The organism is Massilia forsythiae, assembly GCF_012849555.1.
Taxonomy (GTDB): Bacteria; Pseudomonadota; Gammaproteobacteria; order Burkholderiales; family Burkholderiaceae_D; genus Telluria; species Telluria forsythiae.
In genome coordinates this window covers 2,342,807-2,367,160 of sequence record NZ_CP051685.1, presented here as the reverse complement: position 1 = coordinate 2,367,160, position 24,354 = coordinate 2,342,807, and the positions used below count along the sequence as shown (strand labels likewise).

Annotated in this window: 22 protein-coding genes; 8 read left to right on the top strand and 14 right to left on the bottom strand. The window is 67.9% G+C overall.

The annotated features are described in order from the left end of the window. Position 1: 1 nt before the first annotated feature. A complete protein-coding gene (gene mnmA / locus HH212_RS10205) occupies positions 2-1,105 on the top strand; it encodes a tRNA 2-thiouridine(34) synthase MnmA (RefSeq protein WP_170202378.1) in 1,104 nt (367 codons plus the stop codon). Positions 1,106-1,315: 210 nt separating this feature from the next. Here mnmA and HH212_RS10200 read toward each other — a convergent pair whose 3' ends face one another. Together HH212_RS10200 and HH212_RS27285 are read right to left on the bottom strand one after the other, a co-directional pair. After that, positions 1,316-3,130 (bottom strand): sensor domain-containing phosphodiesterase, encoded by a 1,815-nt coding sequence (locus HH212_RS10200; protein ID WP_170202377.1) that lies wholly within the window; start codon positions 3,128-3,130, stop codon positions 1,316-1,318. A 181-nt stretch (positions 3,131-3,311) separates the two neighbouring features. Further along, on the bottom strand, positions 3,312-3,533 hold the full coding sequence (locus HH212_RS27285; protein WP_229217785.1) for a hypothetical protein: 222 nt from the start codon (positions 3,531-3,533) through the stop codon (positions 3,312-3,314). Between HH212_RS27285 and HH212_RS10195 the strand changes: the two genes are divergently transcribed. Next, positions 3,427-4,152: a GAF domain-containing protein gene (locus tag HH212_RS10195; protein WP_229217727.1), complete on the top strand. Its 726-nt coding sequence runs from the start codon at positions 3,427-3,429 to the stop codon at positions 4,150-4,152. The genes HH212_RS27285 and HH212_RS10195 overlap by 107 nt on opposite strands. An 89-nt stretch (positions 4,153-4,241) precedes the next feature. Here the strand turns inward: HH212_RS10195 and HH212_RS10190 are convergent, their stop codons facing one another. Genes HH212_RS10190 through HH212_RS10180 form a run of 3 tightly spaced genes read right to left on the bottom strand, consistent with a single transcriptional unit; the run spans position 4,242 to position 6,150 of the window. Continuing rightward, positions 4,242-4,625 carry a response regulator gene (locus HH212_RS10190; RefSeq protein WP_170202375.1) on the bottom strand — a complete coding sequence of 128 codons (384 nt, stop codon included), beginning with the start codon at positions 4,623-4,625 and terminating at the stop codon, positions 4,242-4,244. A 36-nt stretch (positions 4,626-4,661) separates the two neighbouring features. Then, complete coding sequence (locus tag HH212_RS10185) at positions 4,662-5,438, bottom strand: 5'-3' exonuclease (RefSeq protein WP_170202374.1); 777 nt, start codon at positions 5,436-5,438, stop codon at positions 4,662-4,664. A 28-nt stretch (positions 5,439-5,466) separates the two neighbouring features. Beyond that, on the bottom strand, positions 5,467-6,150 hold the full coding sequence (locus HH212_RS10180) for a glutathione S-transferase (RefSeq protein ID WP_170202373.1): 684 nt from the start codon (positions 6,148-6,150) through the stop codon (positions 5,467-5,469). A gap of 203 nt (positions 6,151-6,353) precedes the next feature. On the opposite strand from HH212_RS10180, the gene HH212_RS10175 reads away from it, so the two are divergent. Continuing rightward, the gene (locus HH212_RS10175; protein WP_170202372.1) at positions 6,354-7,943 is read left to right on the top strand and encodes a methyl-accepting chemotaxis protein; all 1,590 of its coding nucleotides are present in this window, start codon (positions 6,354-6,356) and stop codon (positions 7,941-7,943) included. 3 nt (positions 7,944-7,946) lie between these two features. Here HH212_RS10175 and HH212_RS10170 read toward each other — a convergent pair whose 3' ends face one another. Next, positions 7,947-9,098 carry an alpha/beta fold hydrolase gene (locus tag HH212_RS10170; RefSeq protein WP_229217657.1) on the bottom strand — a complete coding sequence of 384 codons (1,152 nt, stop codon included), beginning with the start codon at positions 9,096-9,098 and terminating at the stop codon, positions 7,947-7,949. A 399-nt stretch (positions 9,099-9,497) separates the two neighbouring features. On the opposite strand from HH212_RS10170, the gene HH212_RS10165 reads away from it, so the two are divergent. Further along, positions 9,498-11,438, top strand: coding sequence for a CocE/NonD family hydrolase (locus HH212_RS10165; protein WP_170202371.1), 1,941 nt, complete (start codon positions 9,498-9,500; stop codon positions 11,436-11,438). 155 nt (positions 11,439-11,593) lie between these two features. Then, positions 11,594-12,151, top strand: a complete 558-nt coding sequence (locus HH212_RS10160) for a PEP-CTERM sorting domain-containing protein (protein ID WP_170202370.1) — start codon at positions 11,594-11,596, stop codon at positions 12,149-12,151. A gap of 42 nt (positions 12,152-12,193) precedes the next feature. On the opposite strand, the gene HH212_RS10155 is transcribed toward HH212_RS10160, so the two are convergent. From HH212_RS10155 to HH212_RS10145, 3 genes are read right to left on the bottom strand one after another with little or no spacing between them, the layout of a single operon-like run. Continuing rightward, entirely contained in the window at positions 12,194-12,457 is a 264-nt protein-coding gene (locus HH212_RS10155) for a DUF6587 family protein (protein ID WP_170202369.1), read from the bottom strand. Position 12,458: 1 nt separating this feature from the next. Continuing rightward, positions 12,459-14,351 (bottom strand): ferrous iron transporter B, encoded by a 1,893-nt coding sequence (gene feoB / locus HH212_RS10150; protein WP_170202368.1) that lies wholly within the window; start codon positions 14,349-14,351, stop codon positions 12,459-12,461. A gap of 13 nt (positions 14,352-14,364) precedes the next feature. Further along, entirely contained in the window at positions 14,365-14,634 is a 270-nt protein-coding gene (locus HH212_RS10145) for a FeoA family protein (RefSeq protein ID WP_170202367.1), read from the bottom strand. A gap of 317 nt (positions 14,635-14,951) precedes the next feature. Here HH212_RS10145 and HH212_RS10140 point away from each other — a divergent pair, with 317 nt between their 5' ends. The 3 genes from HH212_RS10140 (at position 14,952) to bfr (ending at position 16,581) form a co-directional block, all read left to right on the top strand. Then, positions 14,952-15,170: a (2Fe-2S)-binding protein gene (locus HH212_RS10140; RefSeq protein WP_170202366.1), complete on the top strand. Its 219-nt coding sequence runs from the start codon at positions 14,952-14,954 to the stop codon at positions 15,168-15,170. Positions 15,171-15,318: 148 nt separating this feature from the next. Further along, positions 15,319-15,999, top strand: coding sequence for a PepSY-associated TM helix domain-containing protein (locus HH212_RS10135; protein ID WP_170202365.1), 681 nt, complete (start codon positions 15,319-15,321; stop codon positions 15,997-15,999). 108 nt (positions 16,000-16,107) lie between these two features. After that, the gene (bfr, locus tag HH212_RS10130; RefSeq protein ID WP_170202364.1) at positions 16,108-16,581 is read left to right on the top strand and encodes a bacterioferritin; all 474 of its coding nucleotides are present in this window, start codon (positions 16,108-16,110) and stop codon (positions 16,579-16,581) included. Between the two features lie 173 nt (positions 16,582-16,754). On the opposite strand, the gene HH212_RS10125 is transcribed toward bfr, so the two are convergent. From HH212_RS10125 to HH212_RS10105, 5 genes are all read right to left on the bottom strand, one after another. Next, positions 16,755-17,720: a PfkB family carbohydrate kinase gene (locus tag HH212_RS10125; protein WP_170202363.1), complete on the bottom strand. Its 966-nt coding sequence runs from the start codon at positions 17,718-17,720 to the stop codon at positions 16,755-16,757. Beyond that, the gene (locus tag HH212_RS10120; protein WP_211172481.1) at positions 17,671-19,068 is read right to left on the bottom strand and encodes an MFS transporter; all 1,398 of its coding nucleotides are present in this window, start codon (positions 19,066-19,068) and stop codon (positions 17,671-17,673) included. Before HH212_RS10120 ends, HH212_RS10125 begins: the two co-directional genes overlap by 50 nt. A 9-nt stretch (positions 19,069-19,077) precedes the next feature. After that, positions 19,078-20,073 carry a PfkB family carbohydrate kinase gene (locus HH212_RS10115; RefSeq protein WP_229217656.1) on the bottom strand — a complete coding sequence of 332 codons (996 nt, stop codon included), beginning with the start codon at positions 20,071-20,073 and terminating at the stop codon, positions 19,078-19,080. Further along, complete coding sequence (locus HH212_RS10110) at positions 20,070-21,920, bottom strand: alpha-amylase family glycosyl hydrolase (protein WP_229217655.1); 1,851 nt, start codon at positions 21,918-21,920, stop codon at positions 20,070-20,072. The genes HH212_RS10115 and HH212_RS10110 overlap by 4 nt, the downstream gene beginning before the upstream one ends. Positions 21,921-21,986: 66 nt before the next feature. Then, complete coding sequence (locus tag HH212_RS10105) at positions 21,987-24,284, bottom strand: TonB-dependent receptor (protein WP_170202362.1); 2,298 nt, start codon at positions 24,282-24,284, stop codon at positions 21,987-21,989. Positions 24,285-24,354: the final 70 nt, after the last annotated feature.

Sequence of the window (24,354 nt, the reverse complement as noted above, 5' to 3'; positions counted from 1 at the left end):
CATGAGCAAGAAAAAAGTCGTGATCGGGATGTCGGGCGGCGTCGACTCCTCGGTCGCGGCGTGGATGCTGAAGGAGCAAGGCTACGACGTCGTCGGCCTGTTCATGAAGAACTGGGAAGACGACGACGACTCCGAATACTGCTCCACGCGCCAGGACTGGATCGACGCGGCCAGCGTGGCCGACGTGGTCGGCGTGGACATCGAGGCGGTGAACTTCGCCGCCGAGTACAAGGACCGCGTGTTCGCGGAATTCCTGCGCGAGTACCAGGCCGGCCGCACGCCGAATCCGGACGTGCTGTGCAATGCCGAGATCAAGTTCAAGGCCTTCCTCGACCATGCGATGAAGCTGGGCGCCGACCTGATCGCCACCGGCCATTACGCGCGCGTGCGCCCGAACGGCGGCAAGTTCGAATTGCTGAAGGCGTTCGACGCCACCAAGGATCAAAGCTATTTCCTGCACCGCCTGAACCAGGCGCAGCTGTCGAAATCGCTGTTTCCGCTGGGAGAAATCCCGAAGACGGAAGTGCGCAAGATCGCCGAGAAACTGGCGCTGCCGAATGCGCAAAAAAAGGATTCGACCGGCATCTGCTTCATCGGCGAGCGCCCGTTCCGCGAATTCCTGGGCCGCTACGTCTCGCACAAGCCCGGCCCGATCAAGCTCGACGACGGCCAGACCGTGGGCGAGCACGTCGGCCTGTCGTTCTACACGCTGGGCCAGAGAAAAGGGATCGGCATCGGCGGCCTGAAGTCGCACAAGAACGCGGACGGCACCAGCGAACCGTGGTTCGTGGCGCGCAAGGACATCGCCACCAACACCTTGTATATCGTGCAGGGCCACGACCATCCGTGGCTGCTCTCGAGCGCGCTGGCGGCCGGCCAGGCCAGCTGGATCGCCGGCGCAGCGCCCGAAGCGCGCGCGCTGTCGGCCAAGACCCGCTACCGCCAGGCCGACGTCGCCTGCGAGATCGCACCCGAAGGCCGGGACCGCTTCGCGCTGCGCTTCTCCGATCCGCAATGGGCGGTGACGCCGGGGCAATCGGCGGTGCTGTACGACGGGGAGGTGTGCCTGGGGGGCGGGATCATCGATGCGGCGGGGACGCGCTGAGCCGTCAGCATATTGCTGACTCAAAGACCGTCGTCCCCGCGCAGGCGGGGACCCATGGTGAGCATCAGAAACTCATCTAGCTTGGAACGCTGTACCGTTTCTACCTGCGTGGTGTTGGTAGCGATGCATGGGTCCCCGCCTGCGCGGGGACGACGTGCTGCTGTCAAGAACGGTGTAACCGGCGCGGTGCCGGCCACGAGCCATGCCGCCTCAGGCCGGCTGCAGGCTGTCCTGCTGTTCTTCCACCCCGTTCTGCACCTTGAACCACTGCGCGAACGCCTCCGGCGCCAGCGGCCGGGCGAACAGGTAGCCCTGCGCCTCGTCGCAATCGGCCTGGCGCAGCACCTGCGCGACACCTTCCGTTTCCACGCCTTCGGCCACCACGCGGTGTCCCAGGTCGTGCGACAGCTTGATCATGGCCGACACCAGCGAGCGCTTGCGTTCGTCCTGCTCGATGCCGCGCACGAAGGACTGGTCGATCTTGACCACCTGGACTGGCAGGCTCTGCAGGTAGGCCAGGCTGCTGTAGCCGGTGCCGAAATCGTCGATGGCCAGGCGGATGCCGGCGGCGTTCAGCGACGCCAGCGTGGCTTCGGCCAGCTTGGGGTTCTGCATCAGCGTGCTTTCGGTGATTTCCAGTTCCAGGCAGCTCGGCGGCAGGGCATGGCGGCGCAGGCCGTCCACCACGCGCTCGCAGAAGTCCGGCTCCATCAGGTTGACCGCCGAGACGTTCACCGCCAGTTCCAGCTCGACGCCTTCCAGGCGCCACTGCGCCAGCTGGCGCATCGCCGCTTCCAGCACCCAGCTGGTGGTCGCGCGCAGCATCGAGGTGCGCTCGACGATCGGAATGAATTCGCCCGGCGACACTTCGCCGAAGCCCGGGTGGGTCCAGCGCAGCAGTGCCTCGGCGCCGATGCAAGCGCCGCTGGCCAGGTCGACCTTGGGCTGGAACACCAGGCGCAACTGGCTGGCGCCGTCCTCGGGCACGTCCAGCGCGGCGCCGAACTCGTTGATCAGCAGGAAGCGGCGCCGGTACAGCACGTCCTGTTCCTGCGAAAACGTCGACACCTCGCAATCCTGGTCGAGGCTGTGCTGGACCGCCGAATGCAGGTTGCGCAGCAGGTCGGTGTGGGTGGTGACGCCGACCTCGAACGGCGCCACGCCGATGCGCGCGGTGGTCACGAAGCGCGACGTGGTCGAGGCGGCGCGCCGCTGCAGCCAGCTTTCCAGCGTGGCGCGGAACGCCGCCGGATCGGTCCCTTGCGGGGCGATGAAGGCGAATTCGGTCGGGGTGACGTGGTAGACGATGCTGTGCACGCCGAAGGTCTGCGCCATCAGGCGCACCGCCTCGCCGACGATCTCGTCGAGGTAGGCCGGCCCCATCGCGCGCAGGGCATTGCTCAGCTGTTCCGGGCTGGCCAGGTTGATCAGCGCCGCCAGGCGCGCCTCGCCATGGACGCAATCGGCAGACATGTCCTTGAAGTCGTCGATGAACTGGTTGCGATTCGGCAGGCCGCTGAGCGGGTCGACGCGGCCGAGCGCGTGCTGCAGCTCGATCTGCGCCATCACCATCGCCGCCAGGTCGCGCAGCACCGCGCCTTCGGCCGGGCTGATCTCGCGCGGGAAGGTGCCCAGCACGCACATCGCGCCCAGGCAATAGCCGTCATGCGTGACCAGCGGCGCGCCGGCATAGAAGCGGATGCCCGATTCGGCCAGCAGGCTGTCGCGGTAGCAATCGTCCTGCTGCAAGTCGTTGATGACCAGCAGCATGCCGTCGTCCGCCACCTGGCCGCACGGCGCCTTCATGCGCGGAATCGAGTCGTGCTCGACGCCGACACGCGACTTGAACCACTGCCGGTTGCTGTCCGTCAGCGACACCGCGGCGATCGGCAGATTGAACATCTGGGCCGCCATGCGCGTGATACGGTCGAACGCCTCGGTCGGCGGCGTATCGAGGATATTCAGTCTGCGCAGCGTGTCGAGCCGGTTGGCTTCCTTGTGCGCCAGGGATAGGGGGAGACTCATGATCACTGTAGCCAACCTATTTGACGGAATTGATTAAATAATTGAATTTGCTAAGATTGTGCCCGTAACATTTCCAATAGTCAATTAAAGTTTCCATATTATGACAATTTTTTGCCGTGATAGTGGCTTGTAGATGACATCAGTCAATACAAAATCATAATCAAATTCATCAAATTATTGATCATAAAGTTGATTGCAAGTAAAATTCATTTGTCTTCAGCTGCATTATCCTCCCCATGTCTTCCTCATCAGACAACACCGATGATCCCGTGTTGACGACCGCCGCCGCCGCCCGCCTGCTGGGGGTTGCGGTCAGCACTACCCAGCTCTGGCTGGAAAGCGGCGCTCTTCCCTCCTGGAAGACGCCCGGCGGCCATCGCCGGGTCAGGCACAGCGCCGTCATGAAATTGCTCAAAGAGCGTGGCGGTCCCGTGCGGCCGGTCGCCCATGCGGCGCCAGCCGCCGCAGTGCAGACGGCTGCGCCGGTTTCCGCGCCAGGCGCTGCCAAGCCTGCCGACTTCATCCCGGCGCCCCAGCCCGCCTATCCGATACCGCTGGACGAACGGGCGCGCCTGGCTGCGCTCGAAGCCAGCAGGCTGCTCGACACGCAGCCGGACAACGTGTTCGACCGCCTGACCCGGCTCGCTGTCCAGGTCACTGAGTGTCCGATCGCCCTGGTCACGCTATTGACGGCGCAGCGCCAGTGGTTCAAGTCGGGCGTCGGCCTGGATATCGGCGAAACGCCGCGCGGCTGGGCCTTCTGCAACCACGCGATCCTGCAGGACGGGCCGTTCATCGTGACGGATGCCGGACAGGACCCGCGTTTCCGCGCCAATCCGCTGGTGGTCGGCGCGCCCCATGTCCGCTTCTACGGCGGCATTCCGCTGCGCGATGCCGGCGGCCATGCACTGGGCGCCTTGTGCGTGATGGACCGCGAACCGCGCCGCCTGCGCGAGCGCGAATTGCAGGCGCTGCAGGAACTGGCGGCGATCGCCACCGACGAGCTGCGCCGGCGCACCTGAAGCGTTTCCGGCCTGCGCCTAGATAACCGCTGGCACAGGGTCCAGGGCAAGACGACGCAACGCCACCATGGAGCGCGTGCCGGCGGCGCCTATTGCGGCCCCATGCGCTTGACCATGGCCAGCACGGTATTGCGGATGGTGCGCAGCACCGTCTCCGCCTTGAACGGCTTGACGATGAAGCCGTGCACGCCGCGCGCCAGCGCGGCCTGGATCGCCGCCGCATCCAGCGTGCCGGACACCATGAATACCAGCGTCTTCGGCAGGCTGGCGCGCAGCTGCTCGACCACGCCGTTGCCGTCCTCGACCTGCTCGCGCGCGATGCAGATGATGTGCGGCTGGTGCTTGAGCGCCAGGGAATACGCGAGCGCGCTGGTGTGGCCCTGGCCCACCACGTTGTAGCCGCCGTCCAGCAGCACGGTGTTGAGCAGGCCGCGCGACACTGCGCTGGAATCGATGATCACCGCCTTGAGCATGTCTTGTCTCCGTTTCGATGCGATGCGCGGCGCGGATCAATGCGCATCGTAGGCCAGCATGTTCCAGCTGACGCCCAGGCGCACGTCGGTCTTGACGTGCACCAGCTGCCGTGAAATTTCGAGGATCCCGCGCTCGGCGCGCAAGCGCTCGCCGAGCGGCGTCTTGAGGATGCCGGCGCCGGCGATCACCGCATCCAGGTCGCCATAGGCGTTCAGCAGGCGCGCCGCAGTCTTCATGCCGACCTTCGACACGCCCGGCACGCCGTCGGTCGGGTCGCCCATCAGCGCCAGCAGATCGTGCAGGCGCTCCGGCGCGACGCCGAAGCGCTGGCGCACCCAGGCGTCGTCGTGCCATTCGTTCTTGAAATGGTCCCACACCAGCGCCCCGTGCGCGATCAGGTGGTGCAAGTCCTTGTCGGTGGTGGCGACGATGGCTTCGCCCTTCCCTTCCGACAGCCAGCGCAGCACGCCGGTGCCGATCACGTCGTCGGCCTCGACACCGGGGATCGCCAGCACCTGCAGGCCGACCTCGCGCAGGCGCTGGTGAAAGCCCGGCAGCGCCGCGCGCAGCACCGCCGGCATCGGCGCCCTGCCCTCGCGGTAGCGCGGATACAGCGCGTGGCGCCAGTTTTCGCCGCCATGGTCGAACGCCGCCAGCACATGGGTCGGCTGGTGCGTTTCCAGCAGGTTGCGGAACGACGACAGCGCATGCCGCAGGGCGATGCTCGCCTTCAGGTCCGAGTCCGGTTCCGGGCTGGCTTCGTACACGCGGCGCACGATGTTCAGTCCGTCGATGGCGAGCAGTTTGGCCATGGCTGGTCCGATGCCTTCCTTGCAGCGCTTACTTCACGAAGTCGTACTGGCCGCCGCGCTCGAGCGCACGCCGGTAGGCCGGGCGCGCATGGATGCGCTCCAGGAAACCGACCAGGTTCGGGTAGCGGCCGTCCAGCCCGCCGCGCGAGGCGGCCGCTTCCAATGGAAAACTCATCTGGATGTCGGCGGCGGAAAACGCGCTGCCGGCGAACCAGGTGCGCTTGCCCAGTTCCCCCTCCAGGAAGGCCAGGTGGGTGTCGAGCTGCGGCTGGATGAAGGTGCTCGTCACCTTGGCGGCGATGCCGCGCGCGATCGGTTTCACGAAGAACGGCGCCGGCCCGTTGGCGACGCGGTCGAACACCAGCTTCAGCAGCAGCGGCGGCATCAGCGAGCCTTCGGCGTAGTGCAGGAAATAGGTGTAGTGCAGGCGCTCGGGGGTGCCCGGCGCCGGCGCCAGGCCGGCGCCCTGCGCGCTGACGCCATGGCGCCCGGTCAGGTAGTCGACGATCGCGCCGGATTCCGCCACCACCGTGTCGCCGTCGCTGATCACCGGCGACTTGCCGAGCGGGTGCACGGCGCGCAGCTCGGGCGGCGCCAGCATCGTCTTCGGATCGCGCTGGTACTTCTTGATCTCGTATTCCAGGCCGAGTTCCTCCAGCAGCCACAGGATGCGTTGCGAACGCGCGTTGTTCAAGTGGTGGACGATGATCATAAGCAACCTTATGTTGGCAAATGCGCTAGCTTAGCATGGGGCGGACACGCGGCAGGGGCGTCACCGTTTCGCGACAATCGACGCAGGTTTGGCGAAACCGATATTCTTTTCTGGCAAGCTTTGCTATTCTTGCCGACTTTCCAAAAAGAAATACCAATTTCTTTTAATTCATCGGCCGTTCGCGGCATATCTTACCCGTTTCCATGACCTTCCTTTCCAGATTGACCATCGCGAAAAAACTCGGCCTGCTGACCCTGATCACCGGCCTGGGCATCGCCCTCGTCGCCGCTGCCCTGCTGGTATCGGAACGGCGCCTGATCGCCGACGAGCGCGGCCGTGCAGTGCGCCAGGCGGTTGAGGTGGCCAGCGGCGTGGTGGCGCGCTACCAGCAACTGGCGGCCGCCGGCGCCATGAGCGAAACACAAGCCAAGCGCGACGCGCTGGAAGCCCTGCGCGGCCTGCGCTATGACGGCAAGGAATATTTCTGGGTCAACGACATGCAGCCGCGCATGCTGATGCACCCGATCTCGGCCAAGCTGGAAGGCCAGTACCTGGCGCCGCTGGCCGATCCGCAGGGTTTTCACCTGTTCAGCGCCATGGTCGAGGTGGTGCGCACCAGCGGCGCCGGCTTCGTCCCCTACCTGTGGCCGAAGCCGGGCAGCGCTGCGCCGGTGCCCAAGGTATCGTATGTGAAAGGCATTCCGGGCTGGGGCTGGGTGCTCGGCTCCGGCGTCTACATGGATGCGGTGGACGCCGCCTTCTGGCCGCGCATGGCGCTGTTCACGGGCGCCGCACTGCTGCTGGCGGGCGTGCTGGCGCTGTGCGGCCACCTGGTCTCGCGCAGCATCCGCCGGCCGCTGGCGCGCGCGGTGGCCCTGGCGCATACGGTGGCCGCCGGTGACTTGACCACCGTGATCGAGGCGCGCGGCAACGACGAGACCGCCCGGCTGCTACGCGCCCTGCGCGAAATGAACGCCAGCCTGTGCGGCATCGTCGGCGCGGTCGACACCGGCATCCGCACCATCTCCGACGCTTCCCGCCAGATCGCCAGCGGCAACCAGGACCTGTCCAGCCGCACCGAGCAGCAGGCCGGGGCCCTGCAGCAGACCGCGGCGACCATGGAGCAACTGACCGGCGCCGTGCAGCAGAACGCCGGCAATGCGCGCCATGCCAGCCAGCTCGCCGCCAGCGCCGCGGAAGTGGCCCAGCGCGGCGGCGCCGTGGTGGGCCGGGTGGTCGAGACCATGGATGCCATCGACGCCTCGGCGCGCCGCATCGCCGACATCATCGGCGTTATCGACGGCATCGCCTTCCAGACCAATATCCTGGCACTGAACGCGGCGGTGGAAGCGGCGCGCGCCGGCGAACAGGGGCGCGGCTTCGCGGTCGTGGCCGGCGAAGTGCGCACCCTGGCGCAGCGTGCGGCCGCCGCCGCCAGGGAAGTGCGCACCCTGATCGACGATTCGGTACGCAAGGCCGGCGCCGGTGCGGCCCTGGTGCAACAGGCCGGCGGCACCATGCGCGAGATCGTCGACAGCGTCACGCGCCTACACGACATCATCTCCGACATCGCCGGCGCCGGCGAGCAGCAGCAGGCCGGCATCGCCATGATCAACCGCGCCATCGCCGAGATGGACGACGCCACCCAGCAGAATGCGGCGCTGGTCGAGCAGGCCGCCGCGGCGGCCACGGCGATGAACGAGGAGGCGCGCCACCTGGGCGACGTGTTCAGCGTGTTCAAGGTCGGCGCCGCCGATAGCGGCAGCGCGCGGCGCGGCCTGGCGCCGGCCTGAAGCTTATCTGGACTCGGCCAGCGCCGCCGCCGGTAGCGCAGCAATGTCGCCGCCCGCGGCGCCGGCGCCATCCAGCGCTTCCAGCCAGCTAAAAATGGCCGGCCAGATGCGCGCGTGGGCATTCCGTCCCACCAGCACGCCGACGTGCTGCAGGTTCACGCCGACGTCGCCCATGTAGTGCAGCAGCAGCTTGCGTGCGCTGGATGCCGCTTCATGGAAGGGCAGCATCGCCGCCAAAGGGATCAGCTTGCTGCGCGGATCGACCACGCTGACCAGCGGCGCGCGCAGGTCGCGCGGGCCGATGCGGCGTCCGCCCACCACCAGCTCGCCGCGCATGAATTCGTCGTGCCGGTACAGCGACTCGACGATGTCCGTGAACAGTTTACCGGGCAGCGGGAATTCGTCGTGGGTCCAGCGCTCCACGCGCAGGTGCGTCGCCAGCGCCTGCGGATCGGCCATCGACAGCCAGCGGTCCATGACGCGCTCCCACTGGAAGGCCTGCGGTTCGGCGATCGCGCTCATCATGTTGAGGAACGCGCCCGGCACCTGGCTGAACGCCTCGGCGATGCGGCCGGCGTGCGGCGTGGCTTCCACCAGCGGGCGGAAGCAGCACAGGCGCGGCTCGACGTGCAGCGGCGACTCCAGCAGGATGGTGGCGCGCACGTGCTGCGGGTGCAGCGCGCTGTAGACCGCGGCCAGGATGCCGCCCAGCGAGTGGCCGGCGACGATCGGTTTTTCCGTAGCGCCATCGGCCTCGATCGCGCCCCGGCACGCTTCCAGCATGCGGTCGCCGTAGTCGTCCAGTCCGGCATCCTGCCGGCCTTCGGCCACCGGCCCCCATTCCACCAGGTACACGCGGTAACCGCGCTCGAGCCAGCGCCGTACCACGCTGACCTCGGGAGACAAGTCCCAGATATAGGCGCGCTTGATCGGCGCCGGCACGATCAGCAGCGGCGCACCGCCTGCGCCCGCGTCGGCATCGCCGTACCGGCGCAGGGTGAAACCGGCTTCGGCGTGGATCACCGTCGACGGGGTCTGTTGCGGCCCATGGCCGGCGCGGTCCATGTCCACGCCGCGCGCCTGGCGGCTGCGGTCCATGTTCTTGAGGGCTTGCACGCCAAGCGTGCCCAGCGGGTTCCAGTCGGTTGCGCTCATGAAGGTCTCGTCTCGTTCAGGGTGCGAGAAGGGTACGCCAACCGGCCTGGGCTTCCAACCGTGTTCCAGCCGAATGGCGCTCGGGTTTGCGGCGCATTAAAGGAACCTCGAAAAATCGTAGCGAGCGGCGGCAGTTTCGGCTGAGAAGCGCAGCCGTACAGGCGTACGGCGAGCATCGCAAGTCGAAAATGCAACGCGCAGTAGATTTTTCGAGGTTTCCTTAAATGCGTCATGTCCATAATGTATCAAACCGCATGAACAGCGGAATCGATCCATGTGTTGCCTGGACGTTGCAGATTGCCAGCATCCCGATTGCATGACGCGCCCGGCTTGGGTACTATGCTTTTTTGCAACTTTTAACAATGTTGCTGATTTTTCAATCGATCCGTGGAGATTCCGATGTCGCGCCCCCGCCTGCCGTCCCTGTCCGCCCTCTTCCTGGCCACCGCCGCGCTGTGCAATACAGTGTACGCCCAGACCGCGCCGATGGCGCCCGACATCCCTGCATCGAAATTCGCCACCACCGTGCCGAATGCCGACTACGTGCGCCAGGAAGTCATGATTCCGATGCGCGACGGCACCAAGCTGTTCACGGTGATCGTGATCCCCAAGCGCATCGGCGGCGCCAAGGCGCCGATCATGCTGACGCGCACGCCGTACAACGCGGCCCGGCGCGCCGGCCGCATGAAAAGCCCGAACATCACCTCGATCCTGGGCGACGGCGACGATGCCTTCATCGAGAACGGCTACATCCGCGTGTTCCAGGACGTGCGCGGCAAGTACGGCTCCGAAGGCGATTACGTGATGACGCGCCCGGTGCGCGGCCCGCTCAACGATACCAAGGTCGACCACGTCACCGATGCCTGGGACACCATCGACTGGCTGGTCAAGAACGTAGCGCAGTCGAACGGCAAGGTCGGCATGGTCGGTTCGTCCTACGAAGGCTTCACGGTGCTGATGGCGCTGGTCGAGCCGCACCCGGCGCTGAAGGCGGCGGTGCCGATGAGCCCGATGGTCGACGGCTGGCGCGGCGACGACTGGTTCCACAACGGCGCCTTCCGCAACACCAACCTGAGCTACATCGCCAGCCAGAATTCGGCGCGCGGCGAAGGAGAACAAATCGTCACCGGCAACTACGACGACTACGACGCCTTTTTGCGCGCCGGTTCGACCGCCGACTTCGCCCATGCCTACGGCGTCGACCGGCTGAACTTCACCAAGAAACTGTTCGAGCACCCGGCCTACGACAGCTACTGGCAGGAACAGGCGCTCGACCGCATCCTGGCCAAGCGCCCGCTGACGGTGCCGACCATGAGCGTGGTCGGCCGCTGGGACCAGGAAGACATCTACGGCGCCTACGCCACCTATGCCGCGGTGGAACCGAAGGACACGAACAACAAGCTCAATTCGCTGGTGGTGGGCCCGTGGCGCCACAGCGGCGTCAACTACGAGGGCTCGACGCTGGGCGCGCTCCGCTTCACCGGCGATACCGCCCAGCAGTTCCGGCGCGACGTCATGCTGCCCTTCTTCAACCAGTACCTGCAGGATGGCGCGCCGGCCTTCGACACGCCGCCGGTGTGGTCGTACCAGACCGGCGTCAACCGCTGGCGCCGCCTGGAGCGCTGGCCGCTGGCGCCGGCCACCACGCCGCTGTACCTGCAGGCGGGCGCCGCACTCGGCTTCGACAAGGGGCCGGGCGCCGGCCGCGCCGCGGGCACAAACGCCGCCTTCGACGAATACGTGTCGGATCCGGCCAAGCCGGTGCCCTTCGTGCCGCGCCCGGTGCGCATGGGCGAAGGCACCGTCTGGAAACCGTGGCTGGTCACCGACCAGCGCTCCTACTCGGACCGCCCCGACGTGCTGACCTGGACCAGCGCCCCGCTGGCGGCGCCGCTGCAGCTGGCCGGCCAGCCGATGGTCAATTTGTTCGCCTCCACCAGCGGCACCGACAGCGACTGGGTCGTGAAACTGATCGACGTGTATCCGGACGAAGTGGCGGCGCAGCCGGACCTGGGCGGCTACCAGTTGCCGATCGCCATGGACATCTTCCGCGGCCGCTACCGCCAGGGGCTCGACAAACCGCTGGCGATTCCGGCCAACAAGGCCGAGCGCTACCGCTTCGCCCTGCCGAACGTCGACCACGTGTTCCTGCCGGGACACCGCATCATGGTGCAGGTGCAATCGAGCTGGTTCCCGCTGTACGACCGCAACCCGCAGACCTTCGTCCCGAACATCTTCCTTGCCAAGCCGGGCGACTACCGCAAGGCGACCCAGCGCGTCTACCACGCGCCGGGCATGGAAAGCGCGATCGAGTTGCCAGTAGTAAATTCTCAGCAATAAAGGTCGCCGGGAAACCGGCGTTGCGGCCCCGGCCATGGACGACGGCCGCGGCCGCGACAAACATGTCGAACAGCAGGGACGCGCACGCGAGACGGGAGTAGGCTTGCCACGTCGATCACACGGCGGGACCGTCCCGCCCCAACGCGAGGTGCGTCATGAAACGCTTGCTTCCCGTCGGCGCGCTGCTGCTCGGCAGCGCGCTCGTCCATGTTCCGGCGGCGGCCCAGGCGGCCGTCTGGAGCTTCACCTACACCGGCTTCTACGACCAGGAAGCCCGATCCTTCCTGCCCGACACGAAGCTGTCCGGGTCCTTTTCCGGCACCGACGGCAACGGCGACGGCACGCTCGAACTGGGAGAACTCACCACCCTGATGGTGGGCGCGACCGATTTCATTTCGTGCGCCGCCGCCAGCAACGCCTTTTACCATTGCGGCGCCGACCGCTTCCGCTTTTCGCCCGCGAGCGGCCTGTCGTTCAGCCTGGGCGAATACGGCAGCGACCCCGAAGGCTGGGTCGGCGGCGGCCACCTGGTCGAGACCGGCGCGCTCAGCTACGAATACCGGTTCGACCCGTACAGCAGCTACGAGCGGCACCTGCAGTGGACCAGGAGCACGACGCTGCAGGTGGTGTCGGTGGTGCCGGAACCGGCCGGGTGGGCCATGCTGGGCGGCGGCCTGGCGGGCATCGCCTTGTGGCGCAGGCGGCGCGCCTGATGCCAGGGCGGGCCGGCCGCGCAAGCATGCCGGGAAATGGACTCAGCGCTTCACGTGCAGCTGGATGACCTTGCGTCCCTGTGCATCCTGTTCCGGCAGCGGCGCCTCGGGCGCGCAGCTGCCGCAGGTATCGCAGCCGCTGCCGCAGCCGCTCTCGGTGCCCAGCCACTTGGCCAGGCGCCCCTGTTCGCCGCCGCGCGCGAATCGGTAGACCAGTTGCCGGCGCCAGGCCAGCGGCAGGTACCTGGCGCCGGCATACAGCGCGGCCAGCGCGACGATGACGGCGACGACGAGTGTTTGCAGCATGTCAGCCCCCCAGGAAGTGACGCGCGACCTGGTACGTGATGAACGAAGCGGCGTAGGCCAGCGCGAACATGTAGCCGGCCATCAGCCAGGCATAGCGCGCGCTGCCGGTCTCGCGCCGCACCACGGACAGGGTCGACAGGCATTGCGGTGCGAACACATACCAGGCCAGCAGCGACAGCGCGGTCGGCAGCGTCCAGGACGCGGCGATCAGCGGCGCCAGCGAACCGGCCACGTCGTCGCCCGAGGCCGACAGCGCGTATACCGTGCCGAGCGCGCCGACCGCCACTTCGCGCGCCGCCATGCCCGGCACCAGCGCGATGCAGATCTGCCAGCCGAAGCCGATCGGGGCGAAGATCACGGACAAGGCGCGCCCCAGCATGCCGGCCACGCTGTAGTAGATCGGCGGGTGGGTCGCCCCTTCCGGCGCGCCCGGGAAGCTCGACAGGAACCAGATCAGGATCATCAGCGTCAGGATCACGGTGCCGACGCGCATCAGGAAGATCTTGGCGCGCTCCCACAGGCCGAGCGCCAGATTCTGCAGGTGCGGCCAGTGGTAGGCCGGCAGTTCCAGCATCAGCGGGTGCTGGCCGCGCGCTTTCAGGCTGCGCTTGAAGAACCAGGCCACGCCCATGGCGCTGACGATGCCGGCCGCGTACAGGATGAACAGCACCAGCCCCTGCAAATTGATGCCGGCCCCCAGCTTGCGGTCCGGAATGAAGGCGGCGATGATCAGCGCGTACACCGGCAGGCGCGCGGAACACGTCATCAGCGGCGCGATCATGATCGTCACCAGGCGGTCGCGCGGGTTCTGGATGGTGCGCGCCGCCATCACGCCGGGAATCGCGCAGGCGAACGAGGACAGCAAGGGGATAAAGGCGCGCCCGGACAGGCCGACGCCGCCCATCATGCGGTCGAGCAAGAAAGCGGCGCGCGGCAGGTAGCCGCAATCCTCGAGGATCAGGATGAAGAAGAACAGGATGAGGATCTGCGGCAGGAACACCAGCACGCTGCCGACGCCGCCGAAGATGCCTTCTACGATCAGGCTGCGCAGCGGCCCTTCCGACATGCCCTGGCCGACCAGCACGCCCAGGTGCTCGACGCCGCCCTTGATCAGGTCCATCGGCACCGCGGCCCAGCTGAACACGGCCTGGAACACCAGGAACATCAATACCGCCAGGATCACCGGACCGGCCAGCGGGTGCAGCACCACCGCGTCTATCTGCTCGCTCAGGTTGCCGGTGTCCTTGTCGAAGCTGACGGTGGCGTCGATGATGCGCCGTACCTCGCGCTGGGTTTGCTGCACCGGCACCGCATCGATGGCGGACAGGGGCTGCGCCTTGACGGCATGGTCGAACGGCATCGCGGCCAGGGCCGCCAGCAGCGCCTTTTCGCCGCCGGCCTGCACCGCGACCGTCTCGATCACCGGCATGCCGAGCTCCTGCGACAGGCGCGCGGTATCGATCTCGATGCCGCGCTTTTTCGCCACGTCGACCATGTTCAGGGCCAGCACCATCGGCAGGCCGAGGCGCTGGATTTCCAGCACCAGGCGCAGGTTCAGGCGCAGGTTGGTGGCGTTCACCACGCACACCACGGCGTCCGGCGCCTGTTCGCCGGCGCGCAGGCCGGCCACCACGTCGCGCGTGATCGCTTCGTCCGGCGTATGCGCCGACAGGCTGTAGGCGCCGGGCAGGTCCAGCACGCGCAGCGGCTTGCCGCTTGGCAAAATAAAACTGCCTTCCTTGCGCTCGATGGTGACGCCCGCGTAGTTGGCGACTTTCTGGCGCGAACCGGTCAGGCGGTTGAACAAGGCGGTCTTGCCGCAATTCGGATTACCCAGCAGGGCAATGAGCGGCGTCCTGGCCGCGGTGCGGACCTGCTGTTCTACTGCTCCCATATGTTTCGTTCCGTCATTCCGGCTGGATCGAGACCAGCGCCGCCTCGAAGCGGCGCAGGGCGAACGTGGATTGGCCGACCTTGACCGCCAGCGGTCCGCCGGTGAAGCCGCGCTTGAGCATGCGGATGCGTTCGCCCGGCACGAAGCCGAGTTCCATCAGGCGGCGCGAGACGTCGAGCCCTTCGCCGCCGATCGCGTTCGCGCTCGGCGCGAGGTGGATCACGGTGGCGCTCTGCCCGGCTTTCAGGGCATCGAGCGTGGTCAGGGTAGGTGCGAGGGTCATGGCGTCGTTTCCGGTAAGTGGAGCGCTGCGGTGGCTTCAGCGCAAAGCCTTGGATGGCAAGAATTTGATGAAGATGGTGCGCTGATGAGACAACTATGTGCATGATAAACCTAAATGCGAATTATTTCTATTTGCGCTTTGTCTACTTCTGCCCGATCCGCGCGCTGGAACAACGAAAACGCTTGCATTCGTCCATCGAGTTCGGGAGAATACAAACCCGAATGAGAATGATTCGCATTATAGGCAGATCGATAACGCCTGTCCGGATCGCTCCCGACCTCTTCCCGGCTCACTGCACGTTTATTGAAATCGACATCATGATCGTCTGCGTCTGCAACAACATCTCCGACCGTGAAATCCGCCAGGCGGTGGACCTCGGCCTGACCTCGATGGCCGACCTGTACAAGGAACTCGGCGTCGGCACCTGCTGCGGCAAATGCGTCAGCTACGCCCGCGAAGTGATGCACGAACACCTGGAAAGCAAGACCACGGTCACCGAGCTGCGCCGCGCCCCGCACGGCGGCATGGTGGCCTGACTCCGCGGCGGCGCAATGCCGCCGCCGCATCGGTTTTCTCCCTTGCATCATCCCGGTGTTGCAGCGCGTCCATCGATGCGCCACCGCGGCCGCGTCCCGGCCGGTCTTGGTACACTGTGGTCTCCACCCCGTATCCAGGCCTGCTCCCATGCCCGTGATCCCGTTCCGTTCACCAAGAGCGCCGTTCAAGGTCGAATTGCCGCCGGTGCCGTCGCGCCGCGCCGTCGTCACCGAGTGGCTGCGCAAGGCGCATGGCTGGATCGGCTTGTGGGGTGCCGTGCTCGGCCTGCTGTTCGGCGGCACCGGCATCCTGCTCAACCACCGCGCCGCGCTCGGCCTCGCGCCCGCCCAGGTGCGCACGGCCACGGTACAAATTCCGCTGCCCGCGCCGGTGCCGGCCGATGCCCGGGCGCTGGCCGCCTGGCTGCAGCAATCGCTCAAGCTGGAAGCCGAACCCGGCAGCGTGCGGACGGAGGCGGCCAGGCCGGTGGCCTGGGGCCGGCGCTCGCTGCTGCAGCCCGCGCGCTGGCGCGCCAGCTTCGCCTCGCCGTCGGAACGGGTGCAGGCCGAATACTGGGTCGGCAACGGCTTCGTCACGCTGCACCGCAGCGACAACGGCGTGCTGGGCACGCTGGCCGGCCTGCACCGCGGCGCCGGCATGGGCGCCGGCTGGATCCTGCTGGCCGATACCGTGGCCGGCTCGATCGTGCTGCTGTCGCTGTCCGGCGTGGCGCTGTGGGCCCTGACCAGCCGCCGGCGCACGGTCGGCCTCGCCATCGGCGCGCTGGCGCTGCTGGCAGCCGGCGCCCTGGCGCTGGCCGCGCTGTAGGCGCCGGCTTGCGCCGGTTCGCCGGTTTGCAACGCGGCGGCCGTAAACCCTGTCCGGCATGTCCATGCTTTTGCTATGATGGCCGGATCGTAAACATCAAAGGCAATCATGAAGGGCGATCCCACCATCATCCGGCACCTGAATGCGCAGCTGACCAACGAGCTGACCGCGATCAACCAGTACTTCCTGCATGCACGCATGTACAAGCACTGGGGTTTCTTCAAGCTGGGCAAGAAGGAATACGACGAGTCGATCGGCGAGATGAAGCATGCCGACTGGCTGATCGACCGCATCCTGATGCTCGACGGCCTGCCCAACCTGCAGGCCCTGCACAAGCTCCTGATCGGCGAGTCGACCGAGGAAATGCTGAAGTGCGACCTGACGCTCGAGCGCGGCGCCCAGATCACGATCAAGGAAGGCATCGCCGCCTGCGAAGCGGCGCACGACTACGTGTCGCGCGACCTGCTGCTGAAGATCCTGGACGATACCGAAGAGCACATCGAGTGGCTGGAGACGCAGCTCGACCTGATCGTGAAGATCGGTATCCAGAATTATTTGCAAAGCCAGATCGGCGACGAGTGATTCCACGCCCGCCATACGGCGTCGTCCCCGCGAAGGCGGGGACCCAGTGGGAGTAACCCAAGCCGCCGGCTTCGACCCTGGCGAGCTGATGCTAAGGCAGCGAGTTCCGAAGCGCGGCATGGGTCCCCGCCTGCGCGGGGACGACGGTTATACCGGTAGCCGTCTGGAAACGATCACAATGCCGAATCGGCCTTGACCGCCGGCTCGCGCCAGCGATTGACCCACTTGTCGTAGAAATTCATGTCGCGCGGCACCGCGCCACTGACTGCGCAGATGGCGCCGGCAAATTCGTTGGCGCGCGCCAGCGTCAATGCCAGCGGCCAGCCGCGCACCTGTCCCAGCAGGAAGATCGCGGAGAACGCATCGCCGGCCCCCGCCGTGTCGATCACGAACGGCGGCGCCGGGTTGTCGCGGTTGGCGATCAAGCCGCCGTCGGCGCCGAAGTACACCGAGCCGCGGTGGCCCAGGGTGACGATCAGGGCTTCCAGGCCGAAGCGGTCCATCAGCGCGCGGCAGGCCGCATGCGTCTCGTCCTGCGAGAGCGGCGCATCCTGCGGCTGGATCTGGAAGTACCACTGGAACAAGGCCTGCAGTTCCTCTTCGTTGACCTTGGCGATGTCGGCCGTTTCCAGCGCACGCGTGACGATCGCTTCGCCGGTGTGGTCCGCATGCAGGTTGAGGTCGAGGAAGCGCTTGGCCGGCGTGCTGGCCAGCACCGCCTGCAGCGCCAGACGCGAACGTTCCTCGCGCTGCACCAGCGTGTCGAAGCAGAGCATGGCGGCCGGTGAGGCCAGGCCGGTCATGGCGGCCACCGCGGCGCGCGGGTCGATGAAGTCGTAGGCCTGGCGCGGCGGCAGCACGGCGCGCTGTCCCTGCCCGCCGCGCCCGGCCAGTGCCCGGCCGGTTTCCTCCATCGGGTCGACCTGCAGCCCGAGGTCCGGCATCACGAAGCGTTCGAACTCGGCGCGCACGATGGCGCCGTTGCGGTCTTCGCCGACGCGCGTGATCATCAGCGGCGGCGACAAAAAGGCGGCCAGGTGGCGCGCCACATTGAAGGGCGCGCCGGCCGCCTGGGCGCCGCTGCCCTCGTCAACCAGGGTCTCGCCGAATACCACCACCGTCCCGCTCCGCTCCAGCATGGGCTTGCTCCGTCCGTTCGATCGCATTGCGGGCATTGTAACGCACCAGGGTCACCGCGGCGGCGGCGCAGAGCAGCAGCGCGCCGGCCAGGCGCACCACGTTTTCCGGCCGTCCGCCGAGCCAGGCCTGGTAATACAGGGGCAGAGTGAAGATCTGCACGATCATCGGGATCACGATGAACATGTTGAAGATGCCCATGTAGACGCCGGTGCGCTGCGGCGGCAGGCTCGATGCCAGCATCGCGTACGGATTGCCCATGATGCTGGCCCAGGCCAGGCCGATGCCGACCATCGGCACCAGCAGCAGCGCCGGGCTGTGGATGTGCGGGATGGCCAGCATGCCGGCGCCCGCCAGCAGCAGGCACACCCCGTGCACGTTGCGCGCCCCGTGGCGGCGCACGAACGGCAGCATGGCGAACGCGGCGAAGAAGGCGACCAGGTTGTAGAACGCGCCGATCTGCCCGTTCAGCAGGCCGGCGTCGCGGAAGCCCTGCGAGGCCGGGTCGCTGGTCCCGAACAGCGTGCGCGCCAGCGCCAGCGTGATGAATTGCCAGTAGCAGAACATGGCATACCACTGGAACAGTTTTACCCATGCCAGCTGGCGCATCGTGGGCGGCATCTCGCGCAGCGCCGCGCCGATCTCGGCCAGCGTGTGGCGCCAGCCGGACGGCGCCGCGCGCAGCGCCGCCAGCGTCGCGGCCGGCAGCGGGTCTTCAGGCGTGGTCCGGACTGACCACAGGACCGAGCCCAGCGAGCAGACCGCGCCGATCATGAAGGCGGCGATCACGATGTGCGGGATATGGTTGGCGTTGACCGCATCCTTGTCCATGCCGAGCCAGACCAGGAGCGAGGGCGCCAGGTAGGCCAGCGTCTGTCCCAGGCCGGTGAACGCGCTCTGGGTCAGGAAGCCCAGCGAATGCTGGGACGGCGGCAGCTTGTCGCTGACGAAGGCGCGGTACGGCTCCATGGTGATGTTGTTGGCGCTGTCCAGGATCCACAGCAGGCTGGCGGCCATCCACAGGGTGGGACTGTAGGGCATCAGCAGCAGGCCGATGCTGCACAGGATCGCGCCGATCAGGAAGTACGGCGTGCGCCGGCCCCAGCGGCTGGTGGTGCGGTCGCTCAGCGCGCCCACCAGTGGTTGCACCAGCAGGCCGGTGACCGGCCCGGCCAGCCACAGGTAGGGCAGGCTGGCCTCGTCGGCGCCGAGGTAGCGGTAGATCGGACTCATGCTGCTCTGCTGCAGGCCGAAACTGAACTGGATGCCGAAGAATCCGATGTTCATGTTGACGACCTGCCAGAAGCGCATGCGCGGCTTGGCGGCAAGGGCGGACAGGATGGTTGACATGGGCTCTCCTCAGGCGCCGAACCAGCGCGCGGCGAACGGCCGGTAGAACGCCAGGTCGTCCGGCACCGCGCCGACGATGCCGCACACGGCCCCGGCGAACTCGTTGGCACGCGCCAGCGTCAGGGCCAGGGGCCAGCCGTGCGCGCGCCCCAGCAGGAACACCGCGGAAAAGGCGTCGCCGGCGCCGACCGTGTCGGCGATGGCCACCTGCGCCGCCGGCGCCGGGATGGCGATGCGCTCGCCGCCGGCGCCGAAGTACACGGCGCCGCGCGCGCCGAGCGTCACGATCAGCCCCTGCAGCTTGAACACGCGCAGCAGCGCGGCGCAGGCGCGCCCGACCTCGGGGTCGTCCATGTCGGCGGTGGACAGGCGCATGTGGGTGTACCAGCCGAACAGGTCGTGCAATTCCTCCTCGTTGACCTTGACGATGTCGGCCGCGTGCAGCGAGGCGAACACGCATTGCTCGGTCACCTGGCCGGCGCGCACGTTCAGGTCCAGGTAGCGGCAGGCGCCGCTGGCGGCGAGCAGGTGCTGCAGCGCGGCGCGCGCCGTCGCCTCGCGCTGGGCCAGGGTGCCGAAGTACAGCGTGGCCGGCGTGACCGCCGCCATGGCGGCCAGCGCCGGCCCGGCCTCGATCGCATCGTAGGCCTGGCGCGGCAGGATCGTGAAGCGGTGCTCGCCGGCGCCGGTGCGCTCGACCGTCACCCGTCCGGTCGGCAGCGCGTCGTCCACCTGCAGGCCGCCCGGTTCGAGGCCGAAGCGCGCGAACTCGGCGCGCATGCGCGCGCCGCTGGCGTCGCGTCCCACCCGGGTCAGCATCAATACCGCTTCCCCCAGCGCCGCCAGGTTGCGCGCCACGTTGAAGGGCGCGCCGCCCACCACCTGCCGGTCGCCGAAGTCGTCGACCAGCGCTTCGCCGAACACCACGATGGCCGGCGCCGCCGCATCGGGGACGCGCGCACCCTCGTATTCTTCACGCTCGCATTCTTGCATCGCTTGTTTCATCGTGTCTCCTCGTCGCTCGCGGCCACGGCCAGCCAGGTAGCCCGGTCCAGCCAGGCCTGCTCCCACGGACCCAGCGCCAGCGCCCCGTGGCCGCCGAACTCGGCCAGGTCGAGCGCCAGCGTGCGTCCCGAAAAATTGAACAGCCCCAGGAAGCGCGCGCCGCGCGCCAGCGCCAGCACGGCCGGGTCATGCGCCGCCAATGCTTCGCAGCGGGTGCCGGCGGCCAGGTCGGGCAGGCGCCGGCGCAGGCCGACCAGGCGCACGAGGCCGGCCCAGGCGCGTCCCGGCACGCTGTCCGGATCGTGGCGCAGTGCCGCGCGCGCGGCGTCGAACGGCGCGCGCTGGACCCAGCGGGTATCGTGCGCGCGCGCCGGATCGGCCAGGTAGCCATGGTCGTTGGCCATCGCCAGCTCGTCGCCCATGTACAGCATCGGCAGGCCGCCGAAGCACAGCGCCAGGCCGTGCACCAACAGCAGCCGGCGCAGCGCGTGCTCGGTTTCCTCCGGCGTGGCCGCCTTGTCCAGCCCGCTCAGGGCGGCGGCGCTGCCGTTGGTGGCGGCGCCGCCCTGGAAGCCGATCCCGGCCGGGTAGCCGGCGCCGCCGTTATAGAAGGCGGCGATACGCTCCAGGCGCGCCATGCTCCCGGCTTCGGCCAGCAAGTGCTTCCAGCCGATGTCGTCGTGGCAGCGCACGTAGGTCAGCCAGCTGGCGCCGGGCGGCAGTGGCGGCGTGGCGTCCGCCACCGCGCGCACCGGGCCGGCATCCTGCTCGGCCAGCGCGGCCCAGCCGGCCGTCATCAGCGTGCTGTGGTAGGCCAGGTGGCATTCGGGGGCGCCGGCCGCGCCGAAATACGCCGGCAGTTCGCGCGTGGCCACGATCGCCTCGGCCTTCAGCAGCACGCCGGGCGCGGCGATGTCGACCAGGGCGCGCAGCGCCTGCAGGATCAGGTGCGCCTCCGGCTGGTTCATGCAGTCGGTGCCGAGGCGCTTCCACAAGAAGGCGGTCGAATCCAGGCGGAACACCTCGATGCCGCGGTTGGCCAGGCCGAGCAAGGCGGCCGCCACCGCCGCGAACAGCGCCGGGTTGGCATAGTTCAGGTCCCACTGGAACGGATAAAAGGTGGTCCAGACCCAGCCGCCCATCGCCTGGTCGTAGGTGAAATTGCCGGGCGCGGCCTGCGGGAATACCTGCCCCAGCGTGCGCTCGTAGGCCGCGGCCTGCTCCTGCTGCGGCAGCACGTGGAAGAAATCGCGCAGGCGCGCGTCGCCGGCGCGCGCGCCGCGCGCCCACGGATGGTCGTCGGCCACGTGGTTCAGGATCAGGTCGGCGCACAGGCTGATGCCGGCGCCGCGCAGGCCGTCCGCCAGCGCTTCCAGGTCGGCCATGCTGCCCAGTCTCGGGTCGACCTCGTCGAAGCTGGCCACCGCGAAGCCGCCGTCGTTCTCGCCGGCGCGCGGGCGCAGGAAGGGCAGCAGGTGCAGGTACGTCACGCCGAGTTCGCGCAGGTGCGGGATGCGCCCCGCCACCCCGCGCAGGTCGCCGCCGAAGCGGTCGACGTAGGCGCTGTAGCCGAGCATGCGTTGATCGCAGAACCAGGCCGGATCGGCTTCGCGCGCGGCGTCCAGCGCGCGCAGCGGCGCTGGGCGCGCCGCCATCAGGCGCCCGGTCCCGGCGAGGAGCTCTTCCAGCCAGGCCGCGTGGCCGGGCAGGTGGCCGTACAGCCACCCCAGGCGGTCGCACAGCACCGCCTGGTGGCGCGCGAAGCGCCGGCGCGCATCGTCGTGGCGCTCGGCGGGCAAGGCGTCGAGCAGGGATTGCAGCAGGGTCGGCATCGTCATCATCATCATGGGTAAAACGGCCGGCGCACCGGAAGGCACGTGCGCCGGGAATCGCGCGCCTGAACGGCGCCTGCATCAGAACGCGTACTTGACGCCGGCCTTGACGGCGCGCCCGGTGACCGCGCGCGCGGCATGGCCGTCGCTTTCGATCTCGGTATAGCCGATCTTGTTGAACAGGTTGTTGGCGCTCACGCTCAGTCCGATCTTCGGCGTCAACTGGTAATTCAAAAAGGCGTGGACCACGGCGTAGCCGGGCAGCACCAGCGTGTTGGCGTCGTCGCCCCAGCTCTTGCCGGTGCCGACCACGGTCAGGCCGAAGCGCGCCTGGCCGAGCTCGTAGCTCGGCGCCAGCTGGTACACGGCGCGCGCCTGGCGCCGCGGCGTGTGGCCGATGTTGGCTTCGCCGCCCGGCGCGGTGGCGGTGATCTCGGCGTCGGTCAGGGTCAGGCCCCCGGTCAGGTTGAAGTCGCCCACGCGCCAGGCCGCTTCCAGCTCGGCGCCCTTGGCATCGTAGCTGTTGGCGGTGGACAGGCGGGTGGTGGCCTCGAAATTGGTCTCGCTGGTGCGCGCGCGGAACAGCGTCAGGAAGGAACTGAAGCCGCCGCTGCGCCATTTGACGCCGCCTTCCAGCTGCCTGACGGTGTTGATGTTGACCGGCGCGCTGCCGTCCAGGGGCGTACCGAACAGGATGCGGTCGGCGTTGAAGGCGACGCCCTCGCTGGTGCGCGCGAACAGCGCCAGCGCCGGCGTGGCGCGCCAGTTGGCGCCCACCGAGTACGAGGTGTGGCCGATCTCGTAGTCGACCCGCTGCACGGTCGCGGCCTGGTAGGCCACGGCGCTGGCGGCGATGTTGGCGCTGCCATCGGCATGCTGGCGGTCGCGCCGCACGCTGGCATCGACGTTGACGGCGCCCTGCTCCCAGCCGAGGTTGGCGTACGGCGAGTTGGTGCGGTATTTCATGTCGACCGCGCGCGAGCAGCAGCCGCCGAAGGCCGCGCCGACCAGGCCCGGGGTGGTGCTGGCGGTGCGCAGCAGCGCCGGCTGGTCGCCGCTGGCCTGCAGCAGGTACTGGTTGAAGTTCCAGGTCAGGCCGAGTTTCTGCTGCGACGCGTACCAGCCGGCGGTCAGGTTCAGCTTGGCGCCGTCGAGGCGGAAGGTCTTGCTCAGGCGCGCATCGTTGAGGGTATTGCCGGCATCGTCGATCGAGGTGTTGAACACCACGGCGTTGATGGCGCGGCCGCGGTAGGCCTGGCCGGCATTCGGGCCGGTGGCGAAGGTGTAATTGCCGACCGTGCCGTTGTCGGCCGGGAACACGCCGATGAAGCGGCCGCTGTTGTCGGCCTTGCGGAAGCGGTCGGAGACGGTCCAGCCGTTGCCGAGGTCGTACGATCCTTCCAGGCCGAGGGCGTTGCTCTTGACGGACAGGCCGTCGTTGACGTCGCTGGACGCCTTGCCGTTGCCCTTGGTGAGGGTGACATCCTTGACCCAGTACGGCGAATAGAACGCCGCCTCGCGCGGGTCGATGCCGGCGATTTCCGCGATATGGCCGTTGCGGGTCGTCACCGGCACCGGCAGCGCGGTCGGGCTCTGGTCGTCGAGGTGCTTGAACGACACGCGCAGGAAGCCGCCGTCGAACTCGTGGGTGTAGTTGGCGCGCACCTGGCCGCCGCGCTCTTCCTTGACGCCGGTGTTGCGGATGCCTTCGCCGTAGCGGTAGAAGCCGGCCACGAAGAAGCGGTCTTTCGGCGACAGCGGCATGCCATAGTCGAAGTCGACGCGCGTGCTGTCGTAGTCGAGGCCGCGCGACAGGCCGATGCTGCCGCCGGCCTGGCTGCCGTCCTTGCTGATGAAGTTGATGATGCCGCCCGGCGAATTGGTGGCCAGGGTCGAGGCCGAGCCGCCGCGCACCGCTTCCACGTGGTCCAGGGCGCCGTCGATCTTGACGAAACTGTCCGGGGTGGCGAAGTTGAAGTCGCCGAACTGCAGCACCGGCAAGCCGTCTTCCTGGATCTGTACGTAGCGCGCCCCGCCGGCCGAGATCGGCACGCCGCGCACCGTGATGTTGGCGTTGCCCTCGCCGCCCGAGGATTCCGAGCGGACGCCGGGAATCGCGCGCAGCACGTCGGCGGCGCTGGTCGGCGCCAGGCTGGCGATGGTATCGGCCTCCAGCGTGCTGACCGACACGCTCGATTTCAGCTTGCTGGTACCGCTAGCGGTGCCGGTGACCACGATGCGCTCCATGCGCAAACCGTCGCCCGGGGCAGCCGCGGCGGCCACGTCGGCGGCGCCAACCTGTTGCTGGGCGGATGCCGCGCCCACGTGCAGCAAAGCCAGCGCCACGGCGCGCGCCGTGTGCTTCATGCGAATTTCCATGTCTCCTCCATGTTGTAGTGGTCGCCCGATGGCTCCAGCCGGCCTCGTCGGGCACATGTGGATTATTCAA